At 69.2% G+C, this 16,341-nt stretch carries 11 protein-coding genes; 4 read left to right on the top strand and 7 right to left on the bottom strand.

Going from position 1 to position 16,341, the window contains the following annotated elements; translation table 11 throughout:
- Position 1 precedes the first annotated feature (1 nt).
- The 4 genes from ULB03_RS19365 to ULB03_RS19350 all read right to left on the bottom strand — a co-directional run bounded on the left by ULB03_RS19365 (position 2) and on the right by ULB03_RS19350 (position 4,631).
- On the bottom strand, positions 2-946 hold the full coding sequence (locus tag ULB03_RS19365; protein ID WP_322484734.1) for a phytanoyl-CoA dioxygenase family protein: 945 nt from the start codon (positions 944-946) through the stop codon (positions 2-4).
- Between the two features lie 64 nt (positions 947-1,010).
- The gene (locus tag ULB03_RS19360) at positions 1,011-2,348 is read right to left on the bottom strand and encodes a metal-dependent hydrolase family protein (RefSeq protein ID WP_322484733.1); all 1,338 of its coding nucleotides are present in this window, start codon (positions 2,346-2,348) and stop codon (positions 1,011-1,013) included.
- A gap of 200 nt (positions 2,349-2,548) precedes the next feature.
- Complete coding sequence (locus tag ULB03_RS19355; RefSeq protein WP_322484732.1) at positions 2,549-3,079, bottom strand: hypothetical protein; 531 nt, start codon at positions 3,077-3,079, stop codon at positions 2,549-2,551.
- 94 nt (positions 3,080-3,173) lie between these two features.
- Positions 3,174-4,631 (bottom strand): helix-turn-helix domain-containing protein, encoded by a 1,458-nt coding sequence (locus tag ULB03_RS19350; protein WP_322484731.1) that lies wholly within the window; start codon positions 4,629-4,631, stop codon positions 3,174-3,176.
- Positions 4,632-4,969: 338 nt separating this feature from the next.
- Between ULB03_RS19350 and aceA the strand changes: the two genes are divergently transcribed.
- The 3 genes from aceA to ULB03_RS19335 all read left to right on the top strand — a co-directional run bounded on the left by aceA (position 4,970) and on the right by ULB03_RS19335 (position 9,595).
- Positions 4,970-6,259, top strand: a complete 1,290-nt coding sequence (aceA, locus tag ULB03_RS19345) for an isocitrate lyase (protein ID WP_322484730.1) — start codon at positions 4,970-4,972, stop codon at positions 6,257-6,259.
- A gap of 328 nt (positions 6,260-6,587) precedes the next feature.
- Positions 6,588-8,234 carry a malate synthase A gene (aceB, locus tag ULB03_RS19340; RefSeq protein WP_322484729.1) on the top strand — a complete coding sequence of 549 codons (1,647 nt, stop codon included), beginning with the start codon at positions 6,588-6,590 and terminating at the stop codon, positions 8,232-8,234.
- A gap of 287 nt (positions 8,235-8,521) precedes the next feature.
- Positions 8,522-9,595: a hypothetical protein gene (locus tag ULB03_RS19335; RefSeq protein ID WP_322484728.1), complete on the top strand. Its 1,074-nt coding sequence runs from the start codon at positions 8,522-8,524 to the stop codon at positions 9,593-9,595.
- Positions 9,596-9,610: 15 nt separating this feature from the next.
- Here the strand turns inward: ULB03_RS19335 and ULB03_RS19330 are convergent, their stop codons facing one another.
- Both ULB03_RS19330 and ULB03_RS19325 read right to left on the bottom strand, forming a co-directional pair.
- Positions 9,611-10,555 (bottom strand): tetratricopeptide repeat protein, encoded by a 945-nt coding sequence (locus ULB03_RS19330; protein WP_322484727.1) that lies wholly within the window; start codon positions 10,553-10,555, stop codon positions 9,611-9,613.
- Between the two features lie 131 nt (positions 10,556-10,686).
- Positions 10,687-11,337 carry a LysE family translocator gene (locus ULB03_RS19325; RefSeq protein WP_322484726.1) on the bottom strand — a complete coding sequence of 217 codons (651 nt, stop codon included), beginning with the start codon at positions 11,335-11,337 and terminating at the stop codon, positions 10,687-10,689.
- A 241-nt stretch (positions 11,338-11,578) separates the two neighbouring features.
- Between ULB03_RS19325 and mbfA the strand changes: the two genes are divergently transcribed.
- Positions 11,579-12,535: an iron exporter MbfA gene (gene mbfA / locus ULB03_RS19320; RefSeq protein WP_322484725.1), complete on the top strand. Its 957-nt coding sequence runs from the start codon at positions 11,579-11,581 to the stop codon at positions 12,533-12,535.
- 25 nt (positions 12,536-12,560) lie between these two features.
- Here mbfA and ULB03_RS19315 read toward each other — a convergent pair whose 3' ends face one another.
- Positions 12,561-16,112 (bottom strand): ATP-binding protein, encoded by a 3,552-nt coding sequence (locus ULB03_RS19315; RefSeq protein ID WP_322484724.1) that lies wholly within the window; start codon positions 16,110-16,112, stop codon positions 12,561-12,563.
- Positions 16,113-16,341: the final 229 nt, after the last annotated feature.

Genomic DNA, 16,341 nt, shown 5'->3' with positions numbered 1-16,341 from the left:
CCTAACGCCGCTTCATCACCCGCCGGTTGACGTCCGGGTCGAAATGGCTGTCGCGGTTCAGCCAGGGTTGGCGCGGGGTATGGGGGGAGGAGTGGACGTTGTACTGGGCCGTCAGGATCAGGCGGCGGCCGGTGCGGGGCAACTGGCCCTTATGGACGCCGAAGGTGTCGGCCAGGAAGCGGGTGCCGGCCGGCCCCGTGATGGCCGCCACCTTGTCCAGGCCGAAGACGCGGTGCACCCCCTCATCCGACAGGGCCTTGCCCACCGCAAGGCGGGGGTCGCGGTGGCTGCCGCGCACGAAGACGTGGGGGCCGTCCTCCTCCCCCACGTCCGTCAGGTAGAAGAACAGCTTGAAGCCTTTCAGCGAGTCCCAGTCGCGGTGATAACGCTGGGTGCCCTTGGCCATGGGGCGGTCGCCGTAGGACCACCAGCAGCCGATATTGTCCAGCACCGGCTTGCAGCCCAGGTACAGCTCCGCCACGTCCAGGATGGTGGGGTCGTTCAGCAGCGACAGCACATGGGGGGCGGCCAGGATGTCCTGCACGGCGTAATAGCCCATGTTGGTTTCATCACTGGCGGGACTGTCCCAGGGGAAGGTGCCGAGATGGGGCCGGAAGGGGTCGCTGCACGGCACACCCTGGAAATAGGCGCGGATCTCGGCCGCCACCTCGCCATCCAGCGCCGGCAGGGGCACCAGCCCCTGCCAGGCCAGATCCCGCGCCCACGACCGGGCCTGGTTGGTGGGCCGGGGCCAGGGCGACTTGGGCTGGAAAAAGGCCACGATGGCGGCGGCGACATCGCGCGCCCGGGGCGTCCAGATCATGGGCAGCAAGTCATAAATGGCCAGCCGCCGGTCCATCTGCGCCCGTTCCAGGAAGGTGTGCCAGGACGGGATGCGGGTGCGCCACCGTTCCGCCAGGCTGATATCGCCCTCGTTTCCCCTCACATCCGCCCTCCCCTTTCCTTTGGGCCCTGGCCTTCGGGCCCTCGCGGTTGGACTTGGTCCCCGGTCACGGCAGCGCGACCGGGTGGCCATCGGCCTTGTAGACCACGCCCCCCTTCATGACAAACCGCACCTGTTCCATCAATTCAAGATGGCTGAGCGGGTCGCCGGAGACGGCGATCAGGTCGGCGTAGCGGCCGGGCTGCACCGTGCCGATGCGGTCGGCGGCGCCGATCAGGTCGGCGGCGTTGCGGGTGGCGAACGACAGGGCGTCGGCCGGGGTCACGCCGGCCTCCGCCAGCAGGGCGAATTCGCGGGCGTGGTCGCCCTCGCCGATGTCAGTGCCATAGGCGATCTTCACCCCCGCCTTGTAGGCCAGGGGCAGGTTGCGCTTCGGTATGGCGTCGTTGGCCAGTTCCTTTTCCGCCGTGCCCGGGGGCAGCAGTTCGGGATGTTCCTGCGCCGCCTTCATGTACACGTCGTACACGGTCAGCGTCGGCACCAGGTAGGTGCCGTGGGCCTTCATGGCCTTCACCGCGTCGGCATCCGCGAAAGAGCCGTGCTCGATGGAATCGACGCCGGCGTTCACGGTGTTGATGATGGCCTGGGCGGGATAGGTGTGGGCCGCCACCTTCATGCCCAGCGCGTGCGCCGTATCGATGGCGGCCTTGATCTCCTCATTGGTCATGAGCTGGGCGCGGGGATCGTCACCGGTGCTGGCGATGCCGCCGGAGGGCATGATCTTGATGAGGTTGGCGCCGCGCTTGTGGTGTTCGCGCACCCGCAGGCGGGCCATGTCCGGCGTGTCGACGATGCCGTTCTGCCAATCGGGATGGTGCAACCGGGAATCAAAACCGTTGGAAGGGTCGCCGTGGCCGCCGGTGGGGCCCAGGGGTTCCAGTGACACCCACAGGCGCGGGCCCGGCACCTTGCCGGCGTCGATGGCGTTGCGCAGCGACACCGTGTCGTCCCCGCCGCCCACGTCGCGGGCGCTGGTGAAACCCTGCAGCAGCATGGCGCGGGCGAAGACGGCGCCGTCCAGCACCGCATCCACCGCGCTGTGGGTCACCATGTCCTCCACCGCGTTGGCCTGGCTGGGCAGTTTGGACGCGATGTGGACATGGCAGTCGATCAGGCCGGGCAGCACCGTCTGATCCTTGAGGTCGATGACCGTGGCGCCGGGGTGGGCGACATAGCCGGCCTCCACCGCCGCCACCTTGCCCTCATGCACCACGATGGTGACCTGCCGGCGGGGAGCAAAGGTCACGCCATCGATCAGCGCGCCGGCATAGACCACGGTGTCATGGGCGGGCGCTTCCGCCGCAACCGCCATTCCGGATGCCGCCAGCGCCAGCGCGGTGGACGCCATCGTCGCCGCCAGCCACAGCCGCCGGCGCTTCCCCATCAAGCCCCTCATCTTTCGCCCTTTCTGCCCATCGTCCGTCTTGTTCTGGGGTCCGCCGGATAGGTCCCGCGGACCGGTGGGGAAACCGTATCCGCCCCGGCCCCGGTCCCGCAACGGCCATTGCCACGGCAGGATGCCCGGAAAGCCAGCCAACGGGCACGGGGAAAGGGCGCAGAAGGGTTTCTGAAAGTCGGCAGTGGTCAGGGCTGCCGTTTCAGCACCAGCTTGAACATGGTGGCCCAGCCGTCCTTGGTCTGGGCCTCGCTCCACGCCTCGTAGGCGTCGGGCTCGGCGCCCTCACCGGCCTGAGGGGGCCTCTGGGGGGTCCAGCGCACACGGTAGGTCATGGTCTCGCCGTCCGTCACATACTGGGCGGCGGGAAAGACCAGGGCGCCGCGCTCCGGCGTCACGGTGCCGTGACTGACGCCCCCCTGGTTCTCGATGTAGAGGTATTCCACCCGCTTGGCCGCCGGGTCCCAGTAATAGGTGGTTTCACCCACATGGTCCGGCTGGCCCGGGGCACGCACGATGTGGGTGTCGCGCAGGGCCTTGCCTTCGTACAACCAGGCGAAGCAGTGGGTGTCGGTGCGTTGGCTGCCGGGGAATTCGCCCGTCCAGCAATGGCCGGCCAGGAAGGCCATGGGCTTCAACCCCGGCACCGGATCGGCGAACACGGCCAGGGACACACCCACGACGGCGCCCAGGGCCATTCCCATCACCAACCTGCGCATCACCAAAGCCCCCGGCCCTTACAACCAAGCCGCACCCTGCCCACCCCGGACGCCGGACCACAAGAGTGCAAGGGGATGGGGTGGGATACCGATGTCAGCCCGTGGGCGGGCCGATGTAGCTGGACAGGCCGCGGATGTTCTCATCCACCACCAGGCGGTGGTTCAGGGGCGGGAACGCCCGCTGGGTGCAGTCCAGGCGCGGGCAGAGGCGGCAGTTGGTGCCCACGGGCGTCGCCCGGCCCCCGGCATCGGCGGCGCCCGCCAAGTCCATGCCGTCGGCATAGATCAACTGATGGGCCTGGGCCGCCTCGCAGCCCAGGCTGAGGGCGAACTGCCGCGGGACACTTTTCCAGCCGCCGGCCTTGCTGAGGGTGCGGGCGATGGCGAAATAGCTGGTGCCGTCCGGCATGCGCATCAGCTGGGTCAGGATCTGGCCCGGGTTGCGGAAAGCCTGATGCACCGTCCAGCGCGGGCAGCCGCCGCCGAAGCGCGCCATGTGGAAGCCCGGCACCGCGCTGAACCGCTTGGAGATGTTGCCCGCCGGATCGACCCGCACCAAGAAGAAGGGCACGCCCTTGGCGCCCGGCCGCTGCAGCGTCGTCAGCCGGTGACAGACCTGTTCGAAGCTGGCGACGAAGCGGTGCATCAGCACCTCGATGTCATAGCGCGCGGCCTTCGCCGCCTCGAGGAATCGGCCATAAGGCATCATGACGGCGGCGGCGAAATAGCCCGCCAGGACCATGCGCGCCAGTTGCCGCGACTCCTCCGCCGCCATGCCGGCCTTTTCCACCGTGGCGTTCAGCAGGTCGCGATGGCGCATCAGGGCCACCTGTACCGCCAATTGGAAGGTGCGGCCCGCCGGCGACAGCATTTCCGAGATCAGCACCCGCCGGGAATGGCGGTCATAGCGGCGCACCGTCTCGCCCATCACCTCCACCGGCATCAGCTTCACCGTCAGGCCGTGCGCCTTCTGCACGAAGCGGGCGAGGGAGCCGTACAGGTCACCGGACTCCAAATCGCCATCGAACCACAGCGTCTCCGCCGCCAGCTCCAGCTCCGGGAAATGATTGTTCTGGTTCTGGAAAAGCTCCCCGACCTCGTCCTGGGCGAAATGTTGGCCGGCGGCCTGGGGATGCTGGCGGTCGCGGTCGTCCACCTTTTCCGCCAGCGCCTGCACATCCTCGCGCGCCTCCAGATAGGCGCGATACAGGGTGACGACGGCCTGGCCCAGGGTGGGGGCCACGGCCGCCAGTTCCTTCATGTCCTGGTTCTTGATGTCGTTGTGGTCGAACAGCGGGTCGGAGAACACCTCGCGCAGGCCGGCGACCAGCCGCACCTCGTCATCCTCGGCGAAGGTGGCCAGATCCACGTCGAAGGTCTGGCCGATCTTCAGCAGCAGCGCCACGGTCAGCGGCCGCTGATTGCCCTCGATCAGGTTGAGGTAGGAGGGGGAGATGGCCAGCATTTCCGCCATTTGCGCCTGGGTCAGCCGCAGCTCGCGGCGCAGGCGGCGCACCTTGTGGCCCAGCATCGCCTTCTTTTCCGCCGCCATGGTCCGCCCCTTCCGTTCCCGCCCTTGCCTCCCGGTCTATCCGCCCGGGTTCCCGACCCTTCCGCAGTGCGCCGGAAGGGGCAAGTCGATTTACAAACTTTACAAGTTTTCACTTACCTACATTACAAGAGATTACAACGTTACCACTTTTCAATCAAAGACTTATTGATCCAGTTTACCAAATCGCCAAGTCTAATGCAGTGCAGTGAACGCGACGGACGCACCGCGAAACAGGCGACCACCGACGTTCACGTCATCATCGGCGGATTGACCGGACAGACAGGGTGGGACAGCCGCCCGCCGGCATCCGAAGTCTTCTAGAAAGGAATTAGGCGATCATGGCTCCGCTGGATCACGGCTCCACCCCCACCGACCTGAAGGCGCTGCATGCCCGCCGTTTCGACGGCGTGAAGCGCGACTACACCGCGGAGGACGTGAAGCGTCTGTCCGGTACGGTGAAGATCGAATACACCCTGGCCGAGCTGGGCGCCCGCCGCCTGTGGGAGCTGCTGCACACCCGCCCCTATGTCCACAGCCTGGGCGCCTTCACCGGCAATCAGGCGGTGCAGATGGCCAAGGCCGGCCTGGAGGCCATCTACCTGTCCGGCTGGCAGGTCGCGGCCGACGCCAACCTGGCGGGCCAGATGTACCCGGACCAGAGCCTGTACCCGGCCAACTCGGTTCCCAGCGTCGTGAAGCGCATCAACAACGCCCTGCTGCGCGCCGACCAGATCCACCATGCCGAGGGCAAGGACAGCATCAACTGGATGGTGCCCATCGTCGCCGATGCCGAGGCCGGCTTCGGTGGCCCGCTGAACGCCCATGAGCTGATGAAGTCCATGATCGAGGCCGGCGCCGCCGCCGTCCATTTCGAGGACCAGCTGGCGTCGGAAAAGAAGTGCGGCCATCTGGGCGGCAAGGTGCTGATCCCCATCCAGCAGTTCATCCGCATCCTGAACGCCGCCCGCCTGGGCGCCGATGTCAGCGGCACCAGCACCCTGGTGGTGGCCCGCACCGACGCGGAAAGCGCGCAGTTGATCACGTCCGACGTGGATGAGCGCGACCATCCCTTCATCGACCGCAACGACCGCACGCCGGAAGGCTTCTTCCGCATCCGCAAGGGCATGGGTGTCGACTACTGCATCGCCCGTGGCCTGGCCTACGCGCCCTATGCCGACCTGCTGTGGTGGGAAACGTCCAAGCCCAACCTGGATGACGCGCGCCGCTTCGCCGAAGCCGTGCACAAGCAGTTCCCGGGCAAGCTGCTGGCCTACAACTGCTCGCCCAGCTTCAACTGGCGCGCCAACCTGGACGAGGCGACCATCGCCCGCTTCCAGCAGGAACTGGGCGCCATGGGCTACAAGTTCCAGTTCATCACCCTGGCGGGCTTCCACTCGCTGAACTACGCCACCTTCGAGCTGGCGCGCGGCTACAAGGAGCGCGGCATGGCCGCCTTCTCCGAGTTGCAGCAGAAGGAATTCGCCGCCGTCGAGCACGGCTTCACCGCGGTGAAGCACCAGCGCGAGGTGGGCACCGGCTACTTCGACGCCGTGTCCCTGGCGATTTCCGGCGGCGCCAGCAGCACCACCGCCATGAAGGACTCGACCGAGACCGACCAGTTCCACTGATCGTCTCCATCCCCGGAACGGGGTGGCTACCAGGGAAGGCCGACGCACCGTTCGCCTGGAAGCACCCTTCGGGCGGCGGCGGGAATAAACGACGCTGGAGCGTCCCGCCGCCGCCCGGTTTTCCCCTCCGGTTCCTGTCTCAAGTCTAAACGCGTCCCCAAGATCGGCAGGAATGGCCCATTCCATTCCCTGCCCTGGCAAGGGTGCGGCGACGGGGTATGAACGACGCTGGAGCGTCCCGCCGCCGCACCCCTGCCCCCTCAAAAACCGCCTCACGGGCCCGCGCCCCCATCCCGGCCGGGCCCCCTGATCTGAAGGGAGAGGTATCATGCCTGACGCTTTGTTCGCCCCCTCGGCCCCCCGCCTGTCGCCGGATGCCCCGGTAGGGCGTATCGAGATCCGCGCCGCGTCCAAGCCCGGCTATGATGTCCTTCTCACCCCCGCCGCCCTGGCCTTCGTCGCCGACCTGGAACGCCGCTTCGGCTGGCGCCGTCGCTATCTGCTGGAAAAGCGGGTGGAGCGCCAGGCCCGCCTGGACGCCGGCGAGAAGCCGGCCTTCAACCCCGCCTGCGGCTATGCCCGGCATGAGGAATGGGCGGTCGAACCGCAACCGGCCGACCTGCGCGACCGCCGGGTGGAGATCACCGGCCCGGTCGAGCGCAAGATGATCATCAACGCGCTGAATTCCGGCGCGCAGGTGTTCATGGCCGATTTCGAGGACAGCAACGCCCCCACCTGGGCCAATGTCATGGACGGCCAGGTCAACCTGCGCGACGCCATCCGCCGCACCATCACCCATGTCGACCCGGTGTCGGGCAAGCACTACGCCCTGAACGACAAGGTCGCCGTGCTGATGGTCCGCCCGCGCGGCTGGCACCTGGAGGAAAAGCATGTGCTGATCGACGGCCGGCCCGTGTCCGCCGCCCTGTTCGACTTCGGCCTCTATTTCTTCCACAACGCCCGCGAATTGCTGGCCCGGGGCAGCGGCCCCTATTTCTACCTGCCCAAGATCGAGGGCCGGGCCGAGGCGCGGCTGTGGAACGATGTCTTCCTGCATGCCCAGGACTGCCTGGGCCTGCCCGCCGGCACCATCAAGGCGACGGTGCTGATCGAGAGCATCCTGGCGGCCTTCGAGATGGACGAGATCCTGTATGAGCTGCGCTGCCATTCCGCCGGCCTGAATTGCGGCCGCTGGGATTACATCTTCAGCTTCATCAAGAAGTTCCGCAACGACCCGGACGCCGTGTTGCCCGACCGCGCGGCCATCACCATGGACAAGGCCTTCCTGAACGCCTATTCGCGCCTGGCGGTGAAGACCTGCCACCGCCGCGGCGCCCCGGCCATCGGCGGCATGGCGGCCTATATCCCGGTGAAGGACGACCCGGTGGCCAACGACCGCGCCTTCGCCCAGGTGCGGGCGGACAAGGAGCGGGAAGCCCGCAACGGCCACGACGGCACCTGGGTGGCCCATCCGGCGCTGGTGCCCGTGGCGCGGGCGGTGTTCGACGACCTGATGCGCACCCCCAACCAGATCCACGCCACCTGCCACGACGTGCGGGTGACGGCGGAGGATCTGCTGGCCATTCCGCAGGGCCCGCGCACGGAGGCGGGCTTGCGCCAGAACGTGGCGGTGGGCATCGGCTATATCGAGGCGTGGCTGCGCGGCCAGGGCTGCGTGCCGCTGTTCAACCTGATGGAGGACGCGGCCACCGCCGAGATCAGCCGCGCCCAGGTGTGGCAGTGGCTGCGCCATGGCGCCCGGCTGGACGACGGCCGCGTCGTCGACCATGCCCTGGTGGAGCGCGTCATCGAGGAGGAGCTGGCCGCCTGGATCGGCCGGGTGGGTGAGGTGGCCCTGGCCCACAGCCGGCATGAGGAGGCGGCGCGCCTGTTCTCCGACCTGGTGTTCCAGCACCGCTTCGCCGAGTTCCTGACCCTGCCCGCCTATGACCGGCTGATGGAGGTGGGCGCGTAAATCCCAGGAAAGCCCCCGGCGCCAGCCCGGGGCCCGATGGAATGGGAGAAGCCGCCGACTGGGGCATGCAGCAGCGATGACCGCGCGACGACGCCGGCGTTCTTAAGGGCGCCGGCGTCGTCCGTTCATCGGGTCACCGTCCCGCGACGCCTCCCTGCCCCCCTGCGACAAAGACGACCGTACCAGCCCCGCCCATACCCGCGATCCGGGGTGGCTGATATCATAGGTGTCTTTGGTCAACGGTGTGGTCGGCGGACGTGCAGGGCAAGCGGCAGGTAGCAGGAGCGATGGCGGGGTGGCGGACATCCGTCCGGGCCATCGGCCTTGCGGGCGCGCTGCTGGCCGCCGCCGGTACGTGGCATCAGCCGGCCCGGGCCCAGTCGGCGGCACCACCGGCAGCCCCCCGGGAGACGGACGCCCCCTTGGAAACCGACGCCAGCGGCGTCCGCGTGGATACGGCGTTGGTACAGTCGTTCCAGAAATCCGACCCCCATCATGGACTGAGCCGGCGCCGCGCCGCCGTGGTTGCAGCCGCCAATGGCGATGCCGCCTGCCGCGGGATCGGCGATTTCTACTGGGAGATCGGCGACGGCACCGGCGCCCTGGCCAGCGGCAGCCGGGGCACCCGCTACAGCGCCAACAAGCCCTTGCAGGTGGCATCGGCCAGCAAGCTGATCTTCGCCGCCTATGTGGTGGAGCGGGTCGATGGCCGGCTGACGCCGGCGCAGCTGGACGCGCTGGAGATGCGGTCCGGGTATGACAACTTCAATCCTTTGGCCTGCTTCGGCGCGCGCACCGTCGCGGCCTGCCTGGACCGGCGCGACAACGGGCTGGTGAACGCGAATCACCAGGGACGGTTCAGCTACAACGGCGGCCATGACCAGCATCTGGCCGCGACCCTGGGCCTGGGCGACCTGGACCGCTATGGCCTGGCGGCGGAGGTGCGCCGCGTGCTGGGCCCCGAACTCGCCCTGGACTACGCCGCGCCACGGGTGGGCGGCGGCCTGAAGGCCAGCCCCGCCGCCTATGCCGCCTTCCTGCGCAAGGTGGTGGCCGGCCGCCTGCGCATCCACGACCTGCTGGGCAGCCATCCCGTCTGCACCGGGGGGCCGAACTGCCCCGCCGTGCAGGCGCCCGAACTGCCCCAGCCCTGGCATTACAGCCTGAACCATTGGGTGGAGGACGGCCCCGGCGGCGACGGGGCGTTCAGCAGCCCGGGCATGATGGGCTTTTATCCCTGGATCACCGCCGACCGCGGCACCTATGGCCTGGTCGCCCGCGAGGTGGTGGCGCCCCGGGCCTATCTGGCCAGCATGGCCTGCGGACAGGCCCTGCGCCGCGCCTGGGCATCCGGGGGATGAAGACGGCGGCCCCCGTTATTTGGCGCCAGGGCCGCCCCCGGGCCCGCCCTTAGCCGCCGGCTTGCCCCAATCGGTGGCGTCGAAATAGACGCGCACCCGCCGCTTCTGGGTGTTTTCCAGGGTGAACTGGTCCAGTTGGCGGCCGTTCTCCACCACGCGATGCTGCTCCACCTGCTTCCAGCCAGGGTAGAGGATGCCCAGCACGGCGTATTCACGCTTGGTTCCCGCCGCGTCGTCGGCGATGCCGGTCAACACGATGGGGTCGCTGGCCAGATCCCCCTGCCCCTTGCTGGGCGGCAGGTTCAGCTTGGCCTCAATGCTGTTCAGGAATTCCTGGTGGCTGGACATGCAGGGCGCGCAGCCGGCACGGCGGGCGACGTTGTACCAGTACTGCGCCTCCCCCGCCCCGCCGCCGGGGATGCTGCCGTTGTTATAAAGCTGGCCGTAGATGAGGGCCGCCATGGGCAGCCCCGCCTGGGCGGCGGGCTTCACCACCTCCGCCGCCTTTTGCGGATCGCGGCCGGTGCCCCGGCCGTAATAATAATAGACAGCCAGCGCCTCGCGCGCCTTCAGGCTGCCGCGCGCCATGGCCTGGTCGAACAGGGCCAGGGCCTGCGCCATGGCCTGGGAGCTGGCGCCCTTGCCGTCCTTGTCCTCCATCTGCGCGTCAGCCTGGGCCACCAGGCGCTGGGCATCCGGCGGGTCGACGGGCGGGGTGATGTGGCCGTCCAGAGGCAGATCGTATACCGGCCCGCGACCGGCGGCCTGTCCCTGGGCGCCGGGCATGATGGTGTCCGGCGCCGGGGTCGCCGGCTGTTGCGCCATCGGAACCGGGGCGGCGGGCACCGTCGGCTTGGAAGCCACGGGCTCGTCATCCCCCTGGAAGAAGGCGCAGCCGGACAGCAGGGACGCGGCCAAGCCGGCGGCGATGACGGGAGCGGAAAGACGACGCACAGGCATGGCACCCCAGGAACGGCCAGACGGGACGGGATCGGCGGCGGAAGGCCACCCGTCACCACTGTAGGCCATGGGCGCGCATCTGCAAACGACCTGAGCTTACACGGCTGTCGGCCCGACTGTCAGCGCGGCGGTCAGCGCATCAGGGCCAGGATGCCGCCGGCCCCGATCAGCAGGCCGCCGGTCAGGCGGTTCAACTGGCGCGCCGCCTTGGGCGTCTGCAGGCGGCTGGCCAGGGTCTGCCCCCCGATGGCGTAGGCCAGGATCCAGCCGAACTCGATCACCACCATCAGCACGGTCAGCAGCACCAGCTGGGCCGTCAGCGGCAGGGCGGCATCAATGAATTGAGGGAAGAAGGCGGCCATGAAGATCAAGGCCTTGGGGTTGGAGCCGCAAACCAGCAGGCCGCGCAGCAGCAGCCGGTGGGCGGCGGCATCGGCGGGACGCACTGCCTCCCCCTCCCGTTCGGCGCCGGCCTCGGCCCGCAGCGTGTCCTCGGGCTTGGCCCGCCAGGCCTGGACGCCAAGGTACAGCAGATAGGCGACGCCCAGCACCTTCACCACCATGAAGGCGGTGGAGGACGCCTGCAGCAGCGCCGCCATGCCGATGGCGGACAGGCCCGCCATGGCCCCCAACGCCAGGCACATGCCGGCCCCCGCCCAGGCCGCCGCGCGCACGCCGTGACGCAGACCCACCCCCATGGCGAACAGCATGTTGGGGCCCGGCGTGGCCGAGAGGAGGAAGCAGGTGACGGTGAAGGCTGAAAGGGTCTGCCAGCTCAACATGGCCCGCGCGTCCTCGCTGATAAGGGTTGGGCTGGGACTGTATCCCGGAAGCCGTCGGTTGATGAGGGGGGCCATGCGCAGGGAGCCCATGCCCCAGCGCCATGGCGGCAGCGGGAAGCAAGCGCAACTCATTATTATTACTTGGAAATTCGGTGAGCCCCCCACGCCGCGGGTTGACGGCCGCGTGAACATGGCTAGTCTCGGGATCATCCTTCCCGCCGTCCGCGCCCGAGGCCCGTCCATGAAAGATTTCTCCGACCTCACCGAACAGGAGGTGCTGGCGCTGGCCGTCTCGCTGGAGGAGGAGGACGCCCGCATCTATGACGAGTTCGCCACCGGCCTTCGGGAAAATTTCCCGGAAAGCGCCAAGGTCTTCAACGCCATGGCGGCGGAGGAGAATGGCCACCGGCACCGCCTGATCGAGCTGTACCGCAAGCGCTTTGGCGAGCATATCCCGCTGATCCGGCGCCAGGACGTGCGCGGGTTCGTGCAACGCAAGCCGGTGTGGCTGACCCGCCCCCTGGCGCTGGAAACGGTGCGCCAACAGGCCGAATTGATGGAGGCGGAGACCAAACGCTTCTATACCCGGGCCGCCCGCCGCTCCACCGACGCCGCCATCCGGCAGCTGCTGGGGGATTTGGCGGATGAGGAGCGGCGCCACGAGGCGCGGGCGGAGCAGCTGGAATCCCGCCTGGTGACGCCCGAAGTACGGGAGGAGGAGCACGCGTCGGAACGGCGCCTGTTCGTGTTGCAGGTGGTGCAGCCGGGCCTGGCCGGGCTGATGGATGGCTCCGTCTCCACCCTCGCCCCCTTGTTCGCCGCCGCCTTCGCCACGCATGACACCTGGCAAACCTTTCTGGTGGGCATCGCGTCCGCCGTGGGGGCGGGCATCAGCATGGGCTTCGCCGAGGCCCTGTCCGACGATGGCAGCCTGACCGGCCGGGGCAGCCCCTGGCTGCGCGGTCTGGTCTGCGGCTTGATGACCACCGTGGGCGGCCTGGGCCACGCCCTGCCCTATCTGGTTCCCGACTTCTGGACGGCCACGGCCATCGCCGCCGCGGTTGTGGCGGCGGAGCTGGGCGTCATCGCCTGGATCCGCAATCGCTACATGGACACGACCTTCCTGGCCGCCGCCTTCCAGGTGATCGTCGGGGGCCTGCTGGTGTTCGCCACCGGGATCCTCATCGGCAGCGCCTGAGGTTGCCCCCGCCGAAGCGAAGCGATCAAGCCGCGGCGATGGGCACGGGATAATCCTGGGCCAGGGCGGTCCAGGAGGCCGGGGCCAGGCCGACGATGGCGGCCATGAGCTGGCGTGCCTGTTCCGCATCGCCGTCGACGCAGGCTTGTTCCAGCGATTCCGCCAGGCGTTGCAGGCGGCGCAATCCTAGATTGCCGACGGTGGAGATCAGGCTGTGCGCCTCGCGCCGCGCCTCGGCCAGGTTGTCGGCGGCCACCAGGCTGGCGGTGCGGGCGATACGGGCCTGGCCGAAGCTCACGAACTCGCGCACCATGTCCACCGTGCCCTCGCGGCCCGCCAGATCCACCAGCTTGGCCAAGGGCTCGCCATCGAACAGCGGCTGGTCGCCCATGGGATACCCGTCGCCGGCGGTAGGCGGCGGCGGAGGGGCGTCCACCACCTCGCCGTTGTTTGCCGGCACGGCCGCCGTCCACCGCGCCACCAGATCCAGGAAGCGGTTTTGATCGAAGGGCTTGGACACATAGTCGTCCATGCCGGCGGCCAGGTATTCTTCGCGCATTCCCACCATGGCGTTGGCCGTCATGGCGATGACCGGCACGCGGCGGCCGGGCGGCTCGCCCGCGCGGATGCGGCGCGTGGCCTCCAGCCCATCCAGGCCCGCCATCTGGATGTCCATCAGCACCAAATCCACCGGCGGATCGCCCAGGGCGATGGCGGCCCCGGCGGCGCCATCGCCGGCCAGGACGACGGTGTAGCCTTCCGTCCGCAGCATCATTTCCGTGATGCGGGCGTTGATGCTGTTGTCCTCCACCACCAGCACGCGCCGCCCGGCCCCGCGCTTGGGGGCGGCGGCGGGACCGGAGTCGGGGGCCTGGGCCGCCGCCTGGATGGGCAAGCGGGGTAGGGTCAGATCGATGACGAAGGTGCTGCCCTGGCCAGGCGCGCTCTCGCAGGTGATGGTGCCGCCCATGAGGGTGACCAGTTCCCGGCAAATGGACAGGCCGAGGCCGCTGCCGCCATAGCGCTGGGCGATGCCGTCATCGCCCTGGACGAAACGGTTGAACAGCCGCGCCTGCTGCTCGGCCGTCATGCCGATGCCGGTGTCGCGCACGGTCAGCACCACATGGGTCATCTGCCCGGGGGCATCCACCACCTCGGCCATCAGTTGGATCTCGCCCTGGTCGGTGAACTTGACGGCGTTGCCCAGCAGGTTCAGCAGCACCTGCCGCAGGCGGCGGGCATCGCCCCGGAAGGGGGCGGCCGCCTCGGGCGCGATGCGGGTGGTGAGCGCCAGGCCCTTGGCCCGCGCCTGGCCCTCCATCAGGCGGGCCGCCTCCGTCACCACGGCGGCGAGCTGGAACTCCGTCTCCACCAATTCCACGCGGCCGGCCTCCAGTTTCGACAAATCCAGGAGATCGTCCACCAGTAGCAGAAGTGTCTGCGCACTGTCACGAATGATGGCGGCCAAATCGCGCTGCAAGGGCGCCAGCGGCTCCGCCGCCAGCAACTGGATCGCCCCGATGATACCGTTCAACGGCGTGCGGATCTCATGGCTCGTGGCGGTGAGGAAGGCGGATTTGGCGACGTTGGCATCCTCCGCCGCGCGGCGGGCCTGCTCCAATTCCGCCGCCGCCGCCGTCAGGGTGTCCCGTGCGGCGCGCAACTCCTCCTCCTGCCGCACGCGGCGGGTGATGTCGCGCGCGGCGGAGATCAGCAAGGGCGCGCCATCGTCACCCCGGGTGTGGGAGATCAGGGCCTCGAGCCATATCCAGCGGCCATCCTTGTGACGCAGACGGAAACGGGCGGAAACGCCATCGGCCGCGTTCCCCGCCGGCTCTCCGCCCTCGTCCCCGGCCAGGCGGTCCGGCTGCTGGGCCGCCGCCGACAGCGCCGCCAGCGTCGCGTCGACGGCATCGTCGTCCGGGTGGCGGAGGTCCGACAGGGGCAGTGACGTGAATTCGGCCACGCTGTAACCCAGGATGCGCTCCACCGAGGGGGAAACGTACAGGCGCGTGCCATCGGGGCGGGTCAGCAGGATGATGTCGCTGGCGCGATCAGCCAGCAGGCGGAACCGGGCCTCGCTCTCCTCCCGGGCGACGCGCGCCTCCACCAGGGCGGTGATGTCCCGGCCGACGCCACGCCAACCGCGGATGGTGCCGTCCACGTCGTACAGGGGACGCCCCGACAGCACGATGTGATAGCGCCGGCCGCTGGGGTGATCGACGATGTAGCGCAGGTCGCGAAACTCGCGTCCGTCGGCGCCGCTGGCCAGGGCGGCGGCCGTCTCGGGCGTGGGGGTCAGGCCAGCGACCGGGGTTTCCCCCACCATGCGCTGCGGGTCCAGGCCGATGGCGCGCACGCCGGGGGAAACGTAGGTGAGACGCCGGGCGGGGTCCGCCTCCCAATACCAGTCGGTGGACACATCGATCAGGTCGCGGAAGCGCACCTCACGCTCCGCCAGGTCGGCGGCGCCCTGTTCCAGGTTGTGGGCCATGGTGTTGATGGCGCGGGCCAACACCGCGAACTCCGCATCGGCCGGTCGCACGGGCGCGCGCACGCCGCGCTCGCCCCGGCCGATGCGCTCAACCACCCGCGTCAGCGTGCCGAGCCGGCTCATGACCGACGTTTCGACGCCAACGATGCCGAACATCAGGGTGACGGCGGCCACCGCCGCCAACCCCATCATGCTGCGCCAGAAATCATCATCCGCCTCGCCCACCGCCTCGTCCCGGGGCAGGCTGACGAGGACGCGGGCGTTGAGGCCCTGCAAGGCGCCGAAGCCGATGATGCGGGGCACCCCATCCAGCCCGGCGGACAGCAGCGTGCCCGAGGGCTGAGCGAACAGCTGCGACACCAGGCCCGCCTCCACGGTCTCCCCCGGCAGGTCCGCGCCCGCCTTGTCATCCAGGACGGCCGAGCCATCCAGCGGAAGGGGGGCGGGCGCGCGGGCCGTCGCCGGGAAGCGCACCAGCATCTCGCCCCGGGCGTCGACAATGGCGAACACGCCGTTGGGCATGTCCGCCGCCATGGCGGCCAGGCGGCCGGCCCAGTTCAGCCGCATGCTGGCCCGGGCGACGGCCGTCACCTGGCCGTCCGGTCCCAGGATGGGGCGCGCCATGGCCAGGATGGGCGCCCGCGAGGTACGCCCTATCATATAGTCGCTCAGGGTGGCGCGGCCGGTGCGCACCGCTTCCTGGAAATAAGGCCGGTCCCCGACGGTCAGCAGGGCCGCCGGGGCGTTGGTCGACGCGCAGATGGTGGTGCCGTCCGGCCGGGAGAGGAAGACGTTGGCGATCCAGGGCTCGGCTGCCTTCAGGCGCGCCAGGTCGTCAGCGCAGTCGCCCGTGGACACGTCCAATTCCTGCAGGGCCACGGTTTCCACCAAATGGCCCAGTTGTTCCACCAGCACACGGTGCTCTTCCTCCGCCACCTGGGTCAGGATGCGGAGATGGGCGCGGGCGGCGGTGACGGCGGCGTGGCGGCGGGATTGCCCCTCGACCACCATCAGCGCCGCCATGGCGCCGATGACGGCCACCAGAAGCACCAGCAGCCTGCTGCGCAACCCCGGTAGACGCATCACCCCTCACCGTCCGCGCGTCGCATGCGCCATGCCCCCGAATGCATCCCGGCCGGATCCCCCAAAGGAAACCCGCCCTGTGATCATATTAGGGCCGGCCACCCAAGGCGCCAAGGGCGGGTGGTTCGGAAAGGCCAGCGATTGGGTAGTAGAAACGCGGTGCCCCGGCCCGCGCCCGGCACAACTTGGGTCCGGCGCGCGACGCCGCACCCATGACCACCCCGACGGC

It is taken from the genome of Nitrospirillum goiasense, assembly GCF_034427435.1.
Taxonomy (GTDB): domain Bacteria; phylum Pseudomonadota; class Alphaproteobacteria; order Azospirillales; family Azospirillaceae; genus Nitrospirillum.
Note: the sequence above shows the minus strand (reverse complement) of the source record. Positions and strands in the feature narration are given on the sequence as shown.